Raw genomic sequence first — 17,914 nt, 5'->3', positions numbered from 1 at the left:
GGATGACCCGCAACGTGGACCAGCGTGTCGACGTCGCGCTGCTGCTGCGCCGGCTCACCGTCGAGCTCGACGCGGTGGGGGAGCGGTTCGCCGAGGCGCACGGGCTCGGCCGCACCGACGTCCGCGCGGTCATCGCGATCATGGACGCCGCGCGCCGCGGCGAGCCGCTCACCGCCGGCGGGCTGGGCGCGGCCGTGCGGCTGAGCTCGGCGTCGGTGACCGCGCTGGTCGACCGGCTGGAGCGGGCCGGGCACGTGCGCCGGGTGCGCGACCCCGCCGACCGCCGTCGCGTCGTCCTGGAGATGACCGAGCCGACGATGGCCGCCGGCGGCGCCTACTTCGGCGGGCTGCAGCGGGGCCTGCTCGCCGCGATGGAGGGCTACACCGACGACGACCTCGCCGTCGTCCGCCGCTTCCTGGCGGGCATGACCGACGTCGTGGTCGCCCACGAGGCATAGGAAGCGATACGCACGTCCCTGGCGCCCGGACGTGCGTGTCGCTTCCTATGCCTGGGCGTAGCGGGCCAGGTGGACGGCGAGCGGCTCGAGGCCCACGGTCGCGCGCCGCTCGTCGAGCCGGTCGGGGTCGGCCACCGGCCAGAGCACCGGGTGCCCGTCGACGACGTCGGCCACCTGCGTCCCGTAGGTCTGGTGCCGGCCCTCGGTGACGGCGACCCGGTCGTCGAGCATCGCGAGCTGCTGGGCCGGCGCCCGCCCGCGCTCCACCGCCTCGCGCAGCAGCCGCAGGGCCAGGCGCTGCACCGACAGCTGGGTGTCGGCGTGCTGGGCGACCAGCCAGGCACCGCGCGCGGCGACCTCCCCGACCCGGTCCGCGGTGGGCCACCCGCCCTCGGCGAGCAGCTGCTCGAGCCGGTCGGCGTGCCGCACGAAGACCGCGCGCCGCTCGCGCCGGGCCTCCACCGGCGCCTGCTCCACCGCGCCGCCGCCGGTGCGGGCCATCAGCTCCCGCTGCTCGCCGACCATGGCCTCGAGCTCGGCGCGCAGGGCCTCGTCGTCCATCCGGAGCCTCCCCGTGTGCACGTGCCGCGCCGCAGCCTGCCCGGTCGCCGCGCTGCGTGCACACGGCGTCAGAGCCACGGCGTCAGGGTCACGGCGTCAGAGGTAGAGGCCGGTGGACTCCTCGATCCGCTCGGCCGCGACGGCGTGCACGTCGCGCTCGCGCAGGATGACCAGCTCCTCGCCGTGCACCTCGACCTCGTGCTGGTCCTCGGGGGAGAACAGCACCTGGTCGCCGACCTTCACCTGGCGCACGCTCGCGCCGACGCCGCGGGCCTCGCCCCACACCAGCCGCTTGGCCACCTGGGCGGTCGCCGGGATGAGGATGCCGCCGGTGGAGCGGCGCTCGCCGTCCTCCCGGCGCAGGGCGACCAGGACCCGGTCGTGCAGCATCTTGATCGGCAGCCCGCTGCCCCTGGCGACGTCGGATGGCACGGCGGTCACGGTACGCGGGCGCTATCCCCAGCCGAGCTCGTGCAGCCGCTGCTCGCCGATGCCGAAGTGGTGGGCGATCTCGTGCACGACGGTCACCGTCACCTCCTCGACCACCTCCTCGGCGGTCTCGCAGACGTCGCAGATGGCCTCGCGGTAGATCATGATCCGGTCGGGCAGGTCGCCGCCGTACTGCCAGCCGCGCTCGGTCAGCGCGTGGCCCTCGTAGAGCCCGAGCAGGTCCGGCTCGTCCTCGTTGCGGTCCTCCACGAGGACGACGACGTTGTCGAGCAGTGCCATGAGCTCGGCGGGGACGGCGTCGAGGGCGTCGGCGACCAGCGACTCGAAGACCTCGCGCGGGAGCGGCCTCACCAGCTGGTGGGCAGCGGACGGCCCTCGTCGTAGCCGGCCGCGCTCTGCACCCCCAGCACCGCGCGCTCGTGCAGCTCGTCGATGGTCCGGGCGCCGGCGTAGGTGCACGACGAGCGCACCCCGGCGACGATGCCGTCGACCAGGTCCTCCACGCCGGGCCGGGCCGGGTCGAGGTACATGCGGGAGGACGAGATGCCCTCCTCGAACAGGCCGGCGCGGGCCCGCTCGAAGCCGCTCTGCTGCGCCGTGCGGGCCTTGACCGCCCGCGCCGAGGCCATCCCGAAGGACTCCTTGTACAGCCGGCCGCTGCCGTCGTCGTGGATGTCGCCGGCGCTCTCGTAGGTGCCCGCGAACCAGGAGCCGACCATCACGTTGGCCGCGCCGGCGGCCAGGGCGAGGGCGACGTCGCGCGGGTGGCGCACGCCGCCGTCGGCCCACACGTGCTTCCCGAGCCGGCGGGCCTCGGCGGCGCACTCCTCGACGGCGGAGAACTGCGGCCGGCCGACGCCGGTCATCATCCGCGTGGTGCACATGGCACCGGGCCCGACGCCGACCTTGACGACGTCGGCGCCGGCCTCGACCAGGTCGCGGGTGCCCTCGGCGGTGACCACGTTGCCGGCCACCACCGGCACCGAGCCGGCCACCGACCGCACCGCGCGCACCGCCTCGACCGCCTTCTCCTGGTGGCCGTGCGCGGTGTCGACGACGAGCACGTCGACCCCGGCGGCCAGCAGCGCCGACGCCTTGCCGGCGACGTCGCCGTTGATGCCGACCGCGGCCGAGGTGAGCAGCTGCCCCTCGCCGTTGACCGCGGGCGTGTACAGGGTGGAGCGCAGCGCGCCCTTGCGGGTGACGACGCCGACCAGCCGGTCGCCCTCGACCACCGGCGCGGCGCTGACCCGCTCGCCGGAGAGCACGTCGAAGACCTTGGGCAGGTCGGTGCCGGCCGGGACGGTGAGCGGGTGCTCGGCCATGACCTGGGAGAGCTGGCTGAAGCGGTCCACCCCGCGGCAGGCGCCGTCGGTGACCACGCCGACCGGCACGTCGCCGTCGACCACGACGACGATCCCGTGCGCGCGCTTGGTCATCAGCGACAGCGCCTCGCCGACCGTCGACGACGGCGCCAGCGTGATCGCGGTGTCGTAGACCGGGTGCCGGGCGTGCACCCACGACACGACCTCGGCGACGACGTCGACCGGGATGTCCTGCGGCAGCACCGCCAGGCCGCCGCGGCGGGCGATGGTCTCGGCCATCCGCCGGCCGCTGATGGCGGTCATGTTCGCCACGACGACCGGGATGGTGGTGCCCACCCGGTCCGGGGTGGTCAGGTCCACCTCCAGGCGCGAGCCCACGGTGCTGTGGCCCGGCACCATGAAGACGTCGGCGTAGGTGAGGTCTGTCGCCGGGCGCTGGCCGTTCAGGAACCGCATGCCCCCGAGTGTCCCGCACGGGACGGCGCGGCCGCCGGTCCTCACGCGGTGCGCCGGGCTCCCAGTGCCGCCGACACGCCGACGACGGCCAGCCCGGCGCCGGCCACCAGCACGAGGGCGGTCGCCCCCGCGCCGAGGCTGGAGACGAGCGCGCCGATCAGGGCCCAGCCGGCGGCTAGGACGAACGCGGGCTGGCCGTGCAGCAGCCAGGCCAGGACGGCGGCGGTCAGGGCGGCGCCGGCGACCAGCAACGCGGGCACCAGGGTGCCGACGGTCAGCCGGCCGGGGAGGACGGTCGCCGCGTTCACCCACACGGCCGCGCTGGCCCACCCGGCGTAGAGGCCGACGCTGCCGGTCAGCAGCAGGCGGGTGGCCCGGTCGGCGGGTGTCCGGACGAGGACGCGCAGGCACACCAGCAGGGCGGCCAGCATCCCGGCGAAGACCGGGACGGTGAGCACCGGCAGCCGGGCCGCGGCCACGAGCCAGACGACGAACCCCACCTGCGCCACCGACAGGGGGACCTGCACCCGGCGCCACGGATCGGCGGTGGCCCGGCGCAGGGGGAACCCGTACACGGCGGCTGCCAGGCAGCCGAGGACCACCGGACCCCAGATGGCGAAGAAGGGCCCCGGCGGCACGATCACCGGGTCGCTGCCCGAACCCTGGTCGAAGCCCGCCAGCGCAGGGCTCACGGCCTGGCCGACCGCCGTGGTCAGCAGCAGCCAGCGGGCCCGGCTGCCCGGTGCGGGGGTGGTCACGGCGTCCTCCTCGCGGTCGGGTGCCCGGTCTTCGCCTCCCGGGACGCGCCCGGATGCGGTCGCGCGCCGGAGTGCACCCCGTGGGCGAGGGGGCCACGGGCGCCACCCACCTACGATCGACCCCGTGATCGACCTGCGCCTGGTGCGCGAGCACCCCGACGTCGTCCGTGCCAGCCAGCGCGCCCGCGGTGCCGACGAGTCCCGGGTCGACGAGCTGCTGTCCGCCGACGAGGCCCGCCGCGCCGCCGTCAAGCGCGCCGACGACCTCCGCGCCGAGCAGAAGACCGCCTCGCAGGCCGTGCGCGGCGCGTCGAAGGAGGAGCGCCCGGCAGTCCTGGAGCGGGCGAAGGCGCTGGCCGCGCAGGTCAAGGAGGCCGAGGAGGCCCAGCGCGCGGCCGACGCGGCCCTGCGCGCGGTGCACCTGGCCATCCCGAACGTCGTGCACGACGACGTCCCGCCCGGGGGCGAGGACGACGCGGTCACGCTGCGCACCGTCGGTGAGGTCCCGGCCTACGACTTCGAGGTGCGCGACCACCTGCAGATCGGCGAGGCGCTCGGCGCGATCGACATGGAGCGCGGCGCGAAGGTCTCCGGCGCCCGCTTCTACTTCCTCACCGGCCCGGGCGCGCTGCTGGAGTTCGCGCTGGCGCAGCTCGCGATCTCCCGCGCGGTGGCCGCCGGGTTCGTCCCCGTCGTCGCGCCGGCCCTGGTCAAGCCCGAGGCGATGGAGGGCACCGGCTTCCTCGGCGAGCACGACGAGGAGGTCTACCGCGTCGAGCGCGACGACCTGTACCTCGTGGGCACCTCCGAGGTGGCGCTGGCCGGCATGCACGCCGACGAGGTGCTCGACCTGTCGGCCGGGCCGCGCCGCTACGCCGGCTGGTCGTCCTGCTTCCGCCGCGAGGCCGGCTCCTACGGCAAGGACACCCGCGGCATCATCCGCGTGCACTGGTTCGACAAGGTCGAGATGTTCAGCTTCTGCCGGCCCGACGAGGCGGCTGCGGAGCACCTGCGGCTGCTGGCCTGGGAGGAGGAGTTCCTCCAGGCCCTCGAGCTGCCCTACCGGGTGGTCGACATCGCCGCCGGTGACCTCGGCACCAGCGCCGCCCGCAAGTACGACATCGAGGCGTGGTTCCCGTCGCAGGGCACCTACCGCGAGCTGACGTCGACGTCGGACTGCACCACCTTCCAGGCCCGCCGGCTGGCCATCCGGTACCGCGACGAGGACGGGAGGCCGCAGCCGGCGGCCACGCTCAACGGCACGCTGTGCGCGATCGCCCGCACCATCGCCTGCCTGCTCGAGGTGCACCAGCGCGCCGACGGCTCGGTGCACGTGCCCGCGGCGCTGCGCCCGTGGCTCGGCGGGCACGAGGTCCTCACCCCCGGCATGGCGCTGGCCGCCCCGGTGCCCACCGCATGAGCGGGACCGCGCCCCGGGCGGTCCTCTCCGGGCACGTGCCCTCCCCGGACGCCACCCGGGTCGTGGACCTCGGCGACCTGCTCGGGGAGCTCGGCGACTGGCGGCCGAAGCTCGTCGCCACCGACCTCGACGGCACCCTGCTGTCCTCCGAGGGTGTGGTCAGCCCGCGCACCCGCGCCGCGCTGGAGGCCTGCTGGGCGGCCGGCGTCCCCGTCGTCGGCGTCACCGGCCGCGGCCCGCGGCTGCTCGACAGCGTGCGCACCGCGCTGGCCGGGCGCGGCATCGCGGTGCTCGCGCAGGGCGGCTTCGTCGTCGACCTCGAGCGCGACGAGGTGCTGCGCACCGTCGGCCTGCCGCGCGAGCAGGCGGAGGCGGTCATCGCCCGCATCGAGGACGCCGCCGGCGACCTGATCCTCGCCGTCGAGGACGCCGCCGAGCAGGGCGAGGCGCTCGCGCCGCTGCGGGTGCAGCACGGGTTCGAGTGGCCCTACCCCGAACCCGCGCACCTGCTGCCCCGGCACGCGGTCATCCCCGAGGGCGCGGTGCTCAAGGTGTTCCTGCGCTCCTCCACGCTGGGCCAGGACGAGCTGCTCGCCCGCGCCCGCCGCGTCACCGACCCGGCCGACGCCGAGGTCACCCACGCGGGCCTCGGGTTCATCGAGGTCCTCCCGCCCGGCATCACCAAGGCCACCGGCCTCGCCGTCGCCCTCGACCGGTACGGCGTCGGGTTCGGCGACGTGCTCGTCTTCGGCGACATGCCCAACGACCTGCCGATGATCGGCGCGGTCACCGACGCCGGTGGCCGTGCGGTCGCCGTCGCCAACGCCCACCCCGCGGTGCGGGCCGCCGCCGGCGGGCTGACCAGCGGCCACGACGCCGACGGCGTGGCCCGCTACCTCGAGGCGGTGCTGGCCGGTGAGTGACTGGCGACCGCGGCTCATCGCCAGCGACATGGACGGCACGCTGCTGCACTCCGACGACACCGTCGGCGAGGCCACCGTCGCCGAGCTGCGGCGTTGGGCGGACGACGGCGTCCCGCTGGTGCTGGCCACCGGCCGCCCGCCGCGGTGGATGCGCCGGATCCGGGAGGTCGTGCGCACCGGCACCGCCGTCTGCTGCAACGGCGCGGTGCTGCTCGACCTCGGCCGCTTCGAGATCCTCGAGGAGGACGCGCTGCCGCCGGCCGTCCTCGCCGACGTGACCGCCGGCCTGCGCGCCGAGCAGCCGGGCACCTGGTTCGCCGTCGAGTACGGCCTGGAGTTCCGGCACGAGCCGGTCTACCAGCCGCGGTGGGACCTCGACGCGCCGGGCGTGGCCGAGGCGACGCTCGAGGAGATCGTCTCCGTCCCCGCGGCCAAGCTGCTGGCCCGGCACGAGGACCTGCCCCGCGACGAGTTCATGCGCCTGGTCGAGCGGGTGGTGGGCGACCGGGCGACGGTCACCAACTCCTCCTCGGACGCGCTCGCCGAGATCTCCGCCAGCGGGGTCACCAAGGCCACCGGCATCGCCAAGGTCGCCGCCCGCCACGGCGTCGGCCCGGAGGACGTCGTCGTCTTCGGCGACATGCCCAACGACATCGCCGCCTTCGACTGGGTGCGCGAGGCCGGCGGGCGGGCGGTGGCGATGGCGCACGCCCACCCGGACCTGCTGGCGGCGGCCACCGACGTCACCGGCACGAACGACGACGACGGCGTCGCGGCCTTCCTCGCCTCACTCTGACCCGGCTCAAGACCGCCCGGCGCCTGCCGATGTGGTTCCCGGACGGCACCACGCCGACCGGGACCCCGGCCACGGAAGGCGATCGATGAGCCAGACCCCGCCCCGCGCCGCTGCAGCGGTGCCCGCCGACTCCTCCTCCGGCTGGAGCCTGCACACGCGGATGCTCGGCGCCATCCTCGTGGTCGCGCTGACCACCCTGGGCGTCGGCCTGTTCGGCATCGCGCGCATGGCGGTGCTCGCCGACAAGGCCGACCAGGTCTACAGCGAGGGCGCGGCCCCGCTCGACGGGCTGCGGACCCTGCAGGTGGACTGGTGGGAGCTGGCCGCCCAGACCGCGCGCGCTGCGATCCCGACGCTGCCGCCGGCCAGCATCCAGGACGCGCAGCGCGACGCCGCCGAGGCCGCGGAGGCCATGGCCGCGCACGCGGAGGCCGTCGACGGCATGCCGCTGTCCGACGACGCCCGCGCCGCCTTCACCGAGTTCCGGGCCGCGTCGGAGACCTACCTGACCGCGCTGGCGCAGCTGCAGGCCCTGCCGCTCGGCTCGCCGAACGCCCTGCCGCTGCTGCAGACCATGACGCAGAACGAGACGGTCATCGAGGAGTCGCTGGCCGCGGCCACCACCTCGGCCGCCGCGGACGCCGAGCAGACCGTCGCCGAGGCGCGCGACGCCTACGGCTCGGCCCGCACCCTGACGATCGTCGTGGTCGTCCTCGGCCTGGTGGTCGCCGTCGTGCTCGCCGTCCTCGTGGCGCGCAGCGTCACCGGCCCGGTGCAGCGGATCCGCGAGGTGCTCGGCAAGGTCGCCGCCGGTGACCTGCGGGTGCGCGCCGGTGCCACCGGTGGCGGCGAGCTCGGCGAGGTCGCCCGCTCGCTCGACGAGACCCTCGACAGCCTCGGCGGGGTGCTGACCCTTGTCCGCGAGTCCGCCGACCGCCTGCAGGGCGCCTCCACCCAGCTCGACACCGCGGCCGGCAGCATCGCCGAGTTCTCCCGGGCCGCCTCCGACCAGACCGACGTCGTCGTCGCCTCGGCCGGCGAGGTCGCCGCCAGCGTCGACACCGTGGCCACCGGCTCCTCGCAGATGGAGACGGCGATCCGCGAGATCGCGCACAACGCCACCGAGGCCGCCCGCGTCGCCGGCCAGGCCGTGGGCGTCGCGGAGAACACCACCCGCACCGTGGGCAAGCTCGGCGACTCGTCGCAGGAGATCGCCACCGTCGTCAAGCTGATCAACGGCATCGCCGAGCAGACCAACCTGCTGGCCCTCAACGCCACCATCGAGGCGGCGCGCGCCGGGGAGGCCGGCAAGGGCTTCGCCGTCGTGGCCAGCGAGGTCAAGGAGCTCGCGCAGGAGACCGCCCGCGCCACCGAGGACATCTCCCGCCGCGTGGAGGCCATCCAGGCCGACACCGCGGGCGCCGTGGACGCGATCAGCCGGATCAGCTCGGTGATCGGCGAGATCAACGACTTCCAGGCCACCATCGCAGCCGCGGTCGAGGAGCAGACGGCGACCACCAACGAGATGAACCGCAACGTGGCCGAGGCCGCCGGCGGCACCCGTCAGATCGCCGCGGCGATCACCGGCCTGGCCGACGGGACGCAGCAGACCAACGCCCGCGTCGGCGACGCCCGCCAGGCCGCCGCCGAACTCGCCCGCATGAGCGGCGAGCTGCAGGACGCCGTCCGCCGCTTCACCGTCTGACGCGGGGCGCACCCGACGGCGGCGCCGTCCCCACCCGGGGGCGGCGCCGCCGTCGTCGTCGGGGGGCGGGAACGTCACCACATCGTCACGTCGGGGGCCGTCCCGTCCGGGCAGCCGCTGGGAGAGTGGAGGAGGACGGGCCGGCACCGGCGGGAGCGTCCCGCGGGCGGGCCGGCCGCGGAGGTGCCCGTGGACGTGCTGTGGATCGTGCTGGTCGTGGTCGGGGTGCTCGCCCTCGTGACCGTGGGCGCGAGCCTGAAGATGGTGCAGCAGTACCAGCGCGGGGTCGTGCTGCGCTTCGGCCGGTTGCTGCCCGGGGTCCGCGAGCCCGGCCTGCGGGTGCTGATCCCCTACGTCGACCAGATGACCAAGGTGCCGGTGCAGACGCTGGTCCTCGACGTGCCCTCACAGGGCACGATCACGCGCGACAACGTGACGATCGGGGTGGACGCGGTCGTCTACTTCCGCGTCGTGGACCCGGTCCGCGCCGTCATCAACGTCGAGAACTACATGGTGGCGACGTCGCAGGTCTCCCAGACGTCGCTGCGCTCGGTCATCGGCCGCGCCGACCTCGACACGCTCCTGTCGGACCGCGAGGCCATCAACAGCGAGCTGCGCGCGGTCATCGACACCCCCACCGAGGAGTGGGGCATCAAGATCGACCGGGTCGAGGTCAAGGACATCTCCCTGCCGGAGTCGATGCGCCGCTCGATGTCGCGGCAGGCGGAGGCCGAGCGGGACCGGCGGGCGCGGATCATCTCCGCGGACGGCGAGTTCGAGGCGTCGACCAAGCTGGCGCAGGCCGCCGAGGCGATGAGCGCCACGCCGGGAGCCCTGCAGCTGCGGCTGCTCCAGACGGTCGCCGACGTCGCCGGGGACAAGAACAGCACGCTGGTCATGCCGTTCCCCGTGGAGCTGCTGCGGTTCTTCGAGCAGGCGGCCGGGAGCCGCGACGCCACGTCCGCCGCGCCGTCCGCCGCCCCGTCCGTGGCGCCGTCCGTGGCGCCGTCCGCGGCCGACGGCGTCCGGGAGCTGCCGGCCGGGAACGGCGCCACGGCGGCGCCGCTGCCCGGCGCTCAGGACGGGCGCGCCGCCGAGCCGGTCACCAGAGGTCGCGCGGCAGATCCGCGGTGAGGTCGGCGAGTTCGCCGAGGGTCCGGGCTGCGTAGGCGGCCCGGACCCGCTCGTCGAACTCGGTGGCGTCGATCCGGCCCTGGGAGAAGTGCCGCTGCAACTGGCGCACCGTCCCCTCGCGGTCGCTGTCGCCCGCCCGGATCGCCCGCCGGTCGTCGCCCACGACCGCTAGAGGTACTGACCGCCGCCGGGGCGGGGCTCGGCCGCGCTCGGGCCGCCCGGCAGCGCCCGCCCGCGCCGGATCTCCTCCAGCTGCGCGCGGGCGGCCATCTGCTGGGCGAACAGCGCCGTCTGGATGCCCTGGAAGACGCCCTCGAGCCACCCGACCAGCTGGGCTTGGGCGATGCGCAGCTCGGCGTCCGACGGCGTCGACTCGTCGCTGAACGGCGAGGTGATCCGCCGCAGCTCCTCGGAGAGCTCCGGCGCGAGGCCCTGCTCGAGCTCGCGGATCGAGGAGGCGTGGATGTCGCGCAGGCGGGTGCGGCTGGCGTCGTCGAGAGGCGCCGCCCGCACCTCCTCGAGCAGCTGCTTGATCATCGTGCCGATCCGCATGACCTTGGCCGGCTGCTCCACCATGTCGCCGAGGCCGGGGTGCCCGTCGCCGTCCTCCTGGCCCGCCGCGGGCACCGGCATCGCGCCCACCGGCCGGCCGTCGGGGCCGACGACCAGCACCTGCTGCGGACGTTCGTTGCCGTTCCCGGGTGCCGTCATGCCCTCCATCCTGCCCCGCCCGGTCCCGGGCCATACGCGGGCCGGTGCGGCGGCGCGGGCGGGTGGGGAGGGCAACTAGGGTCGCCCGCATGCACCCGGGGGAACACAGGCTGGACGTCGCGCGCGTCCGCGGCCAGTTCCCGGGGCTCTCCGACGGCTTCGTGCACACCGACGCGCCCGCCGGCACGCTGATGCCCGAGAGCGTCGTGCACGCGGTCTCCTCGGCCATGCGGGTGCCGGTGGCCAACCGCGGCGGGGTGTTCCCCGCCTCGGCGCGCACCGAGAGCCTGGTGTCCAGCGCCCGGGCGGCCGTGGCCGACCTCGTCGGCGGCCTGTCCTCCGGCGTCGTCCTCGGCCCGAACACGACGTCGCTGACCTACGCCTTCGCCCGCGCCCTGTCGCGCACCTGGCGCTACGGCGACGAGGTGGTGGTCAGCCGCCTCGACCACGACGCGAACATCCGGCCCTGGGTGACGATGGCCGAGCGCGCCGGCGCGGTGGTGCGCTGGGCCGAGGTGGACATCGAGACCGGCGAGCTGCCCGCCTGGCAGTACGACGAGCTGATCACCTCGCGCACCCGGCTGGTGGCGGTCACCGCGGCGAGCAACGCGATCGGCACCCGGCCCGACGTCGCCGCCATCTCCGCCCGCGCCCACGCGGTGGGCGCGCTGGTCTACGTCGACGCCGTCCAGGCCGCGCCGCACGTCTACCTCGACAAGACGGCGCTCGGCGCGGACTTCGTCGCCGTCTCCGCCTACACCTGGTGCGGCCCGCACGTGGGCGCCGTGGTGGCCGACCCGGCGCTGCTCGCCGAGCTCGACCCCGACCGGCTGGTGCCCACCCCCGACCGCGTGCCCGACCGGCTGGAGACCGGCACGCCGCCCTTCGAGCTCTACGCCGGGGTGACCGCCGCCGTCGACCACCTGGCCGGCCTGTGCGAGGACGCCACCGGCAGCCGCCGCGACCGGCTGCACGCCTCGATGACCGCCGTCGCCGCGTACGAGGGCAGCCTGTTCGAGTGGCTGGACCAGGCGCTGCGGGCCATGCGGCACGTGCAGGTGGTCGGCTTCCCGGAGCACACGACGCCGACGCTGTCGTTCACCGTCCCCGGCATGCGGCCACGGCAGGTGGCCGCGGAGCTGTCCCGCCGAGGCATCTGCGCCTGGGACGGCGACTTCTACGCCCGCGAGCTGTTCGACGCGCTCGGCGTCAACGAGCTCGGCGGCGCCGTCCGGCTGGGGCTCGCGCACTACAACACCGCCGAGGAGGTCGGCTACGTGATCGACTCGGTGGCGGCGCTGCGGGCCCTCTGACCGCGGGCCGTCAGGCGTCGGGGAGCAGCAGCACCTTCCCGACGTGCTCGCTGGCCTCCACCACGCGGTGCGCCTCGGCCGCGCGGGACATCGGCAGCCGCCGGTCGACGATCGGCCGCACCACGCCCCGCTCGACGTCGGGCCACACCTCGGCCCGCACCGCCGCGACGATCGCGTCCTTGCCGCCGGGCCCAGTGCTCGGGCGGGAGCGCAGCGCCGTCGCGGCCACCGACGCCCGCTTGGCCAGCAGCTTGCCGAGGTCGAGCTCCGCCCTCGTCCCGCCCTGCATGCCGATGACCACCAGCCGCCCGCCGACGGCGAGGGCGTCGACGTTGCGGGCCAGGTACTTCGCGCCCATGTTGTCCAGGACGACGTCGGCGCCCGCCCCGCCGGTGACCTCGCGGACCCGCTCGACGAAGTCCTCCTCGCGGTAGTCGATGGTCACGTCGGCGCCGAGCTCCCGGCAGGCGGCCCGCTTGGCCTCCGTGCCGGCGGTGGTGACCACCCGCGCGCCGGCCCGGGCGGCGAGCTGGATGGCCATCGTGCCGATGCCGCTGGACCCGCCGTGGACGAGGAACGTCTCCCCGCGCCGCAGGCCGGCGAGCTGGAAGACGTTCGACCAGACGGTGCAGGTGACCTCCGGGAGCGCGGCCGCGGTGGCCAGCTCGACGCCGGCCGGGCGGGGGAGCAACTGCACCGCCGGGACGGCGACCCGCTCGGCGTAGCCGCCGCCGGCCAGCAGCGCGCACACCTCGTCGCCCACCGACCAGCCGGTCACGCCCTCGCCGACCTCGCTGACGATGCCGCTGCACTCGAGGCCCAGGACCTCGCTGGCGCCCCGCGGCGGCGGGTAGTTGCCGGCCCGCTGGAGGAGGTCGGCCCGGTTGACCGCGGTGGCGGCCACGTCGACGACCACCTCGCCCGGGCCGGCCACCGGGTCGGGCACCTCACCCCAGCCGAGCACCTCGGGTCCGCCGGGTCCGCTCGTGGTCACCGCTCGCATGCCCCGACCCTAGGAGGGGCGACGGGGCCCGGTCTCCCGCGGCAGGCGCCGCCGCGCCCGACACGGCCAGGCAGCGCCCGCCCGCGTCGCCGACCCGGGTGGCGAGGTCGGCCAGCACGCCGCCGACCGCCCGCCGCGAGACGCGCATCCCCTGGACGTCGCCGGACGGGGACGTCGCGGCCGCCTCGTCCCCGTCGGTCAGGTACACCGGCTGGACGATCGTCCAGTCCAGGCCGCTGTCGCGGACGATCCGCTCCTGCCGCTCGTGGTCGGCGATCTGCGGCCGCAGCACCAGCGCGAACACCAGCTTCGAGGACAGCGGCAGCCGGTCCCGCGTCTCGCCGACGCCGTAGGAGGACTGCACCACCAGCCGCGACACGTCGTGCTCGCGCATGGCCGCGACCAGCGCCGCCGTCCCGCGCGAGCGCACGTCCATCGGCGTGCCCCGGCTGCCGCGCAGCCGCACCGCGAGCGGGTGCTCGCTGATCCCCAGCGCCACCACGACGGCGTCCTGCCCCCGCACGGCCCGGCCGACGTCGGCCGGCCGGGTCGCGTCGCCGTCCACCGTCCGCACCGCCGTGTGCCCCCGGGAAGCGTCCTCCCGGAAGGCGGCGCCCGCCCGCCGCGCGAACGCCGTCACCTCGTGTCCCCGCGCGGTCAGCGCCTCGACCGCCGCCCGTCCCGATCCACCCGTCGCACCCACCACCAGCACGCGCACGTCCCTGCTCCTCCCGGTCCCGCCGGCCCCGTCGGCCGGTCGGGAACGAGGCTGGCCGACCGCGGCGCGGCGGCCCATGACCGCGCGTCCGCCGTCCGTGCCCGTTCGTCCGGCGACCCTGGACGCCCGGTACGGGACGCAGCAGGCTGGCGCCGTGGACAGGAGCGGCGACGTCGGGGTCCGGGTGAGCACACCGGTCGGGGTGCCGACCGGCGCGGACGCGGCCCGGCCGTGGACACCGGTCGACCCGGTCGGCGACCTGCTCGCCGACCTGCGCATCCACGGCACCTTCTACTGCCGGTCGGAGGCGACGGCGCCCTGGGGCGTGGAGATGCCCGCCTTCCCGGGCTGCATGGCCTTCCACGTCGTCACCCGGGGCACCGTCGTGCTCGAGGTCGGCGGCGAGCAGCTGACCCTCGGCGTCGGCGACCTGGCCCTGGTCCCGCACGGCCGCGGGCACCTGCTGCGGAGCGCGGTGGGGGCGCCGGTCGCCGGGCGGGCCGACCTCCTGCCGCAGCAGCAGGTGGGGGAGCACTACTCCGTCCTGCGGCTCGACGGCGGCGGCGCGGCGGCCGGGATGGTGTGCGGCGTCGTGGAGCCCGCCCGGCCGGGTGCGGCGCACCTGCTCGACCTGCTGCCGCCGGTGCTCGTGGTCGACGGGCGCGACCCCCGCCGCGGCGGGTGGCTGCCGCTGCTGCTGCAGGTGATCTCCGACGAGGCCGCCGAGGACCGCCCGGGCGCGGAGGCGGTGATCACCCGGCTGGCCGACGTCGTCGTGCTGCAGGCCGTCCGGACGTGGCTGGACACCGCGGCCACCGGCCCCGGGTGGCTGCGGGCGCTGCGCGACCCGCAGGTGGGCCAGGCCGTGGCGCTGCTGCACCGCGAGCCCGGGGCGGCGTGGACGCTCACCCGGCTGGCGAGGGAGGCCCGCATGTCGCGCTCGTCGTTCGCCGCCCGGTTCACCGAGCTGGCCGGCGAGCCGGTGATGCGCTACCTGGCGCGGTGGCGGATGCACCTGGCCACCGTGGCGCTCGCGGAGGGGGCGCAGGTGGGTCAGCTGGCCGGGCGCCTGGGCTACGAGTCGGAGGCGGCGTTCTCCCGCGCGTACAAGCGCATCGTCGGCGTCCCCCCGACCATGGCCGGGCAGTCCACGCGGTAGCCCCCGGGCCGCTCCAAGCGGCCCGCAAGCTGCCTGCAGGAGCCGGGCGGCACCGTCCCGGTCATGACGACGACGCTGCCGCCGACCCGGACCGCCCCCGCCTCCCGCGGCGCGGTGACCGAGCTGACCGACCACGCGCTGCTGCACCGGGCCCTGCGCTCGGGCCTGCGGATCGCCGGCCGGGCGGTCACCGGCGTCGCCCTCGACGACCCGTGCGACCCCGCCCGGCAGCGCGAGCTGGTGCGCTGGACGGCGGGTGTGCTCGTCGAGGTCCGCGCGCACGCCGCGCTGCGCCGGGAGCTCGAGGCCGCGGTGTCCCGCGCGGTGCTGCCCGGCGTCGGGCACGACCGCAGCGCGGCCTCCGACGCCGGCACGGCCTCCGACGCCGCCCTCGACGCCTCGCTCGCCCGGGCCCGCCGGGCGCTGCTCGTCTTCGCCCGCGACGCGAGCGCCGGGGCCCCGCTGCTCGCCGTCGCCCTGACCGAGCTCGCCGCCCTGGTCGACGACCGGCTCGACGCCGAGGAGGCGGGCGTCCTGCCGCTGGTGGACGCGCACGTCCCCGCGGCCGAGCGCGACCGCGCCGTGCGGACCGCCCGGCGCCTGCTCCCCGCCGGCCAGGACGCGTTCACGCTGCCGTGGCTGCTCGACGCCTGCCACCCCGCCGAGCGCGTGACGGTGCTGCGGACGGCGTCCCGGTCGGCGCGGCTGGTGCTGCGCTTCGCGGGTGCGCGGCACGGCCGGATGCGCGACGCCGTCCTCGGCCTCCCGTGGTGACCTGCGCGGACGACGGGAGGCCGGCTCCCCCGGAGGGGAACCGGCCTCCCGCCGGTCTCAGGCGCGGGCCTTGAGGTCCTTGCGCAGGATCTTGCCCGCTGCGGACTTGGGCACCTGCTCGATGAACTCCACCGCGCGGATCTTCTTGTGCGGGGCGAGCCGCTCGGCGGCGTAGTCCATGACCTCCTGCTCGGAGATCTCCGCGCCGGGCGCCCGCACGACGAAGGCCTTGGGCAGTTCCTCGCCGCTCTCCTCGTCCTTGACGCCGATGACCGCGGCGTCGGCGATGGCCGGGTTGTTGATGAGCACGGCCTCGAGCTCGGCCGGGGCCACCTGGTAGCCCTTGTACTTGATCAGCTCCTTGACCCGGTCGACGACCGTGTAGCAGCCGTTCTCGTCGACGATCGCCACGTCGCCGGTGTGCAGCCAGCCCTCGGCGTCGAGGGTGTCGGCGGTCGCCGTCGGGTTGTTGAGGTAGCCCTTCATCACCTGCGGCCCGCGCACCCACAGCTCACCGCGCTCGCCGGGGGCGGCGTCCTGGCCGGTCGAGGGGTCGACCAGCCGGCACTCGGTGTTGGGCAGGGCGAGGCCGACCGAGCCCTTCGGCACCGAGCTGACGCCCTCGGGCAGCCGGTTGGCGTCGGGCGTGGTGTGCGAGACCGGCGACAGCTCGGTCATGCCGTAGCCCTGGGCGACGACGACGCCGTCGGGCGCGCCCTTGCGCAGCCGGTCCTGGGCGGCCTGGGCCAGCGCCTCGTCCAGCGGCGCGGCGCCGGAGGTGATGCTGCGCAGCGACGAGAGGTCGAACTGGTCGACCATCGGGTGCTTGGCCAGCGCCAGCACGATGGGCGGCGCGACGAACGCACGGGTGATCTTCTGGTCCTGGATCGTGCGCAGGAACTGCTCGAGGTCGAAGCGCGGCAGCGTGACCACCGTGCCGCCCCACTGCAGGCCCTGGTTCATGAGCACGGTCAGGCCGTAGATGTGGAAGAACGGCAGGACGGCGATGATCCGCTCGTCGCCCTCGACCAGCTCCACCAGCGGCCGGGACTGGCTCACGTTGGCCACCAGGTTGCGGTGGGTGAGCATGACGCCCTTGGGCAGCCCCGTGGTACCGCTGGAGTAGGGCAGCGTGACCAGGTCGGCCGCCGGGTCGATGTCGACGTCGACCGACGGGGCGTCGCTGGTGATCAGGTCGAGCAGCGAGGCGTGTCCCTCGGCGCCGTCCATGACGATGACCTCGTCGACCGGCGTCTGCTCGGTGGCCTCGAGCGCGCGGTCGAGGAACGGCGAGACGGTGACCAGCACCTTCGCGCCGGAGTCCTTGAGCTGGAAGGCCACCTCGTGGGCGGTGTAGAGCGAGTTGATCGGGCTCATCACCAGGCCGGCGCGGGCGATGCCGTGGAAGACGACCGGGTACCACATGGTGTTGGGGCACAGGACGGCGACGACGTCGCCCTTGCGCAGCCCGCGGGAGGCGAGCGCGGCGGCCACGCGGTCGACGTAGGTGGCCAGCTGCCCGTGGCTGATCGAGTCGCCGGTCAGGCCGTCGACGAGCGCGGGCGCGTCGGGGCGCGAGGCCCCGCCGGCGAGGACGAACTCGGGGACCGACTGGTCGGGGATCTCGACGTCGGGGTAACGACTGGCCAGAGCCACGGTGCTCCTCCTCGGGGGTGCGGCAGTGGCGCCAGTCTCACACCCCGGGTGTGTCGCGCGACACGCGGGTTACCCGCCGGTCACCTCGCTCATCCGCGCGGCCACAGCACCGACTGGGTGCAGCGGAACAGCGCCAGCGTCCTCCCCTCGCCGGAGCTGACGACGGCGTCCCACACCTGCGTCGTGCGGCCGGCGTGCGCGTTGGTGGCGACCGTGCGCACCTGTCCCTCGCGGACGGTGCCGAGGAAGTTGCTCTTGAGCTCGATGGTGGTGAACCCGGCCGAGCCCTCGGGCAGCAGCGCCCGGGTGGCCAGGCCGCATGCGGTGTCGGCGAGCGCGACGACGGTGGCCGCGTGCAGGTAGCCGTTGGGCGCGAGCAGGTCGGGGCGGACGTCGAGCGCCGCCTCCAGCCGGCCGGGCTCGTGCGCGGTGACGGTCAGCCCGAGCAGACCCGGCAGCGTGCCCGGCAGCAGCGCGTTGAGCTCGTCGGCGGTGTGGGACCCCGTGGCGGCCATGCCGGCGACCGTAGCCCCGCACGATCAGGCCGCCTGGTCGTGCCGCGTCCTGGCTCACCGCCGACGGTGAGCCAGGACG

General features: G+C 75.7%; 20 protein-coding genes. 9 read left to right on the top strand and 11 right to left on the bottom strand.

Translation table 11 applies throughout. From position 1 onward, the window contains the following. Positions 1-2 precede the first annotated feature (2 nt). Positions 3-458, top strand: a complete 456-nt coding sequence (locus ACI78R_RS21940) for a MarR family winged helix-turn-helix transcriptional regulator (RefSeq protein ID WP_073417832.1) — start codon at positions 3-5, stop codon at positions 456-458. Positions 459-503: 45 nt separating this feature from the next. On the opposite strand, the gene ACI78R_RS21935 is transcribed toward ACI78R_RS21940, so the two are convergent. The 5 genes from ACI78R_RS21935 to ACI78R_RS21915 form a co-directional block, all read right to left on the bottom strand. Then, positions 504-1,019: a DUF6624 domain-containing protein gene (locus ACI78R_RS21935; RefSeq protein WP_457042278.1), complete on the bottom strand. Its 516-nt coding sequence runs from the start codon at positions 1,017-1,019 to the stop codon at positions 504-506. Positions 1,020-1,115: 96 nt separating this feature from the next. Then, complete coding sequence (locus tag ACI78R_RS21930; protein WP_244274091.1) at positions 1,116-1,451, bottom strand: GroES family chaperonin; 336 nt, start codon at positions 1,449-1,451, stop codon at positions 1,116-1,118. A 21-nt stretch (positions 1,452-1,472) separates the two neighbouring features. Continuing rightward, positions 1,473-1,820, bottom strand: a complete 348-nt coding sequence (locus tag ACI78R_RS21925) for a metallopeptidase family protein (RefSeq protein WP_073417836.1) — start codon at positions 1,818-1,820, stop codon at positions 1,473-1,475. Beyond that, positions 1,817-3,250, bottom strand: coding sequence for a GuaB1 family IMP dehydrogenase-related protein (locus ACI78R_RS21920; RefSeq protein ID WP_454553814.1), 1,434 nt, complete (start codon positions 3,248-3,250; stop codon positions 1,817-1,819). Before ACI78R_RS21920 ends, ACI78R_RS21925 begins: the two co-directional genes overlap by 4 nt. A 41-nt stretch (positions 3,251-3,291) precedes the next feature. Beyond that, entirely contained in the window at positions 3,292-4,008 is a 717-nt protein-coding gene (locus tag ACI78R_RS21915) for a hypothetical protein (protein ID WP_457042277.1), read from the bottom strand. A 124-nt stretch (positions 4,009-4,132) separates the two neighbouring features. Here ACI78R_RS21915 and serS point away from each other — a divergent pair, with 124 nt between their 5' ends. From serS to ACI78R_RS21890, 5 genes are all read left to right on the top strand, one after another. Further along, positions 4,133-5,428, top strand: coding sequence for a serine--tRNA ligase (gene serS, locus ACI78R_RS21910; RefSeq protein ID WP_457042276.1), 1,296 nt, complete (start codon positions 4,133-4,135; stop codon positions 5,426-5,428). After that, positions 5,425-6,351 (top strand): HAD family hydrolase, encoded by a 927-nt coding sequence (locus ACI78R_RS21905; RefSeq protein ID WP_457042275.1) that lies wholly within the window; start codon positions 5,425-5,427, stop codon positions 6,349-6,351. Before serS ends, ACI78R_RS21905 begins: the two co-directional genes overlap by 4 nt. Further along, positions 6,344-7,147 (top strand): HAD hydrolase family protein, encoded by an 804-nt coding sequence (locus ACI78R_RS21900; protein ID WP_457042274.1) that lies wholly within the window; start codon positions 6,344-6,346, stop codon positions 7,145-7,147. Before ACI78R_RS21905 ends, ACI78R_RS21900 begins: the two co-directional genes overlap by 8 nt. 85 nt (positions 7,148-7,232) lie before the next feature. Beyond that, the gene (locus ACI78R_RS21895; protein WP_457042273.1) at positions 7,233-8,852 is read left to right on the top strand and encodes a methyl-accepting chemotaxis protein; all 1,620 of its coding nucleotides are present in this window, start codon (positions 7,233-7,235) and stop codon (positions 8,850-8,852) included. A 189-nt stretch (positions 8,853-9,041) separates the two neighbouring features. Beyond that, positions 9,042-9,986, top strand: a complete 945-nt coding sequence (locus tag ACI78R_RS21890) for a slipin family protein (protein WP_457042272.1) — start codon at positions 9,042-9,044, stop codon at positions 9,984-9,986. On the opposite strand, the gene ACI78R_RS21885 is transcribed toward ACI78R_RS21890, so the two are convergent. Both ACI78R_RS21885 and ACI78R_RS21880 read right to left on the bottom strand, forming a co-directional pair. Beyond that, the gene (locus ACI78R_RS21885; protein ID WP_457042271.1) at positions 9,955-10,149 is read right to left on the bottom strand and encodes a DUF1707 SHOCT-like domain-containing protein; all 195 of its coding nucleotides are present in this window, start codon (positions 10,147-10,149) and stop codon (positions 9,955-9,957) included. The genes ACI78R_RS21890 and ACI78R_RS21885 overlap by 32 nt on opposite strands. Before the next feature lie 5 nt (positions 10,150-10,154). Then, a complete protein-coding gene (locus tag ACI78R_RS21880) occupies positions 10,155-10,697 on the bottom strand; it encodes a bacterial proteasome activator family protein (RefSeq protein ID WP_457042270.1) in 543 nt (180 codons plus the stop codon). Positions 10,698-10,786: 89 nt separating this feature from the next. On the opposite strand from ACI78R_RS21880, the gene ACI78R_RS21875 reads away from it, so the two are divergent. Then, positions 10,787-12,010, top strand: a complete 1,224-nt coding sequence (locus ACI78R_RS21875) for a cysteine desulfurase-like protein (protein WP_073417849.1) — start codon at positions 10,787-10,789, stop codon at positions 12,008-12,010. Between the two features lie 10 nt (positions 12,011-12,020). On the opposite strand, the gene ACI78R_RS21870 is transcribed toward ACI78R_RS21875, so the two are convergent. Both ACI78R_RS21870 and ACI78R_RS21865 read right to left on the bottom strand, forming a co-directional pair. Then, positions 12,021-13,013 carry an NAD(P)H-quinone oxidoreductase gene (locus tag ACI78R_RS21870; protein WP_457042269.1) on the bottom strand — a complete coding sequence of 331 codons (993 nt, stop codon included), beginning with the start codon at positions 13,011-13,013 and terminating at the stop codon, positions 12,021-12,023. Continuing rightward, positions 12,958-13,731, bottom strand: coding sequence for an NAD(P)-dependent oxidoreductase (locus tag ACI78R_RS21865; protein WP_457042268.1), 774 nt, complete (start codon positions 13,729-13,731; stop codon positions 12,958-12,960). The genes ACI78R_RS21870 and ACI78R_RS21865 overlap by 56 nt, the downstream gene beginning before the upstream one ends. Positions 13,732-13,885: 154 nt before the next feature. On the opposite strand from ACI78R_RS21865, the gene ACI78R_RS21860 reads away from it, so the two are divergent. Next, positions 13,886-14,890, top strand: a complete 1,005-nt coding sequence (locus ACI78R_RS21860; protein ID WP_457042267.1) for an AraC family transcriptional regulator — start codon at positions 13,886-13,888, stop codon at positions 14,888-14,890. A 63-nt stretch (positions 14,891-14,953) separates the two neighbouring features. Beyond that, complete coding sequence (locus ACI78R_RS21855) at positions 14,954-15,664, top strand: hypothetical protein (protein ID WP_457042266.1); 711 nt, start codon at positions 14,954-14,956, stop codon at positions 15,662-15,664. Between the two features lie 57 nt (positions 15,665-15,721). On the opposite strand, the gene ACI78R_RS21850 is transcribed toward ACI78R_RS21855, so the two are convergent. Beyond that, the gene (locus ACI78R_RS21850; RefSeq protein WP_457042265.1) at positions 15,722-17,320 is read right to left on the bottom strand and encodes a 4-coumarate--CoA ligase family protein; all 1,599 of its coding nucleotides are present in this window, start codon (positions 17,318-17,320) and stop codon (positions 15,722-15,724) included. An 89-nt stretch (positions 17,321-17,409) separates the two neighbouring features. Beyond that, a complete protein-coding gene (locus tag ACI78R_RS21845) occupies positions 17,410-17,835 on the bottom strand; it encodes a PaaI family thioesterase (protein ID WP_457042264.1) in 426 nt (141 codons plus the stop codon). Positions 17,836-17,914 lie beyond the last annotated feature (79 nt).

The organism is Geodermatophilus sp. SYSU D01106 (genome assembly GCF_054049995.1).
The sequence above is the reverse complement of the archived record's forward strand: the minus strand, read 5'-3'. Positions and strand labels throughout refer to the sequence as shown.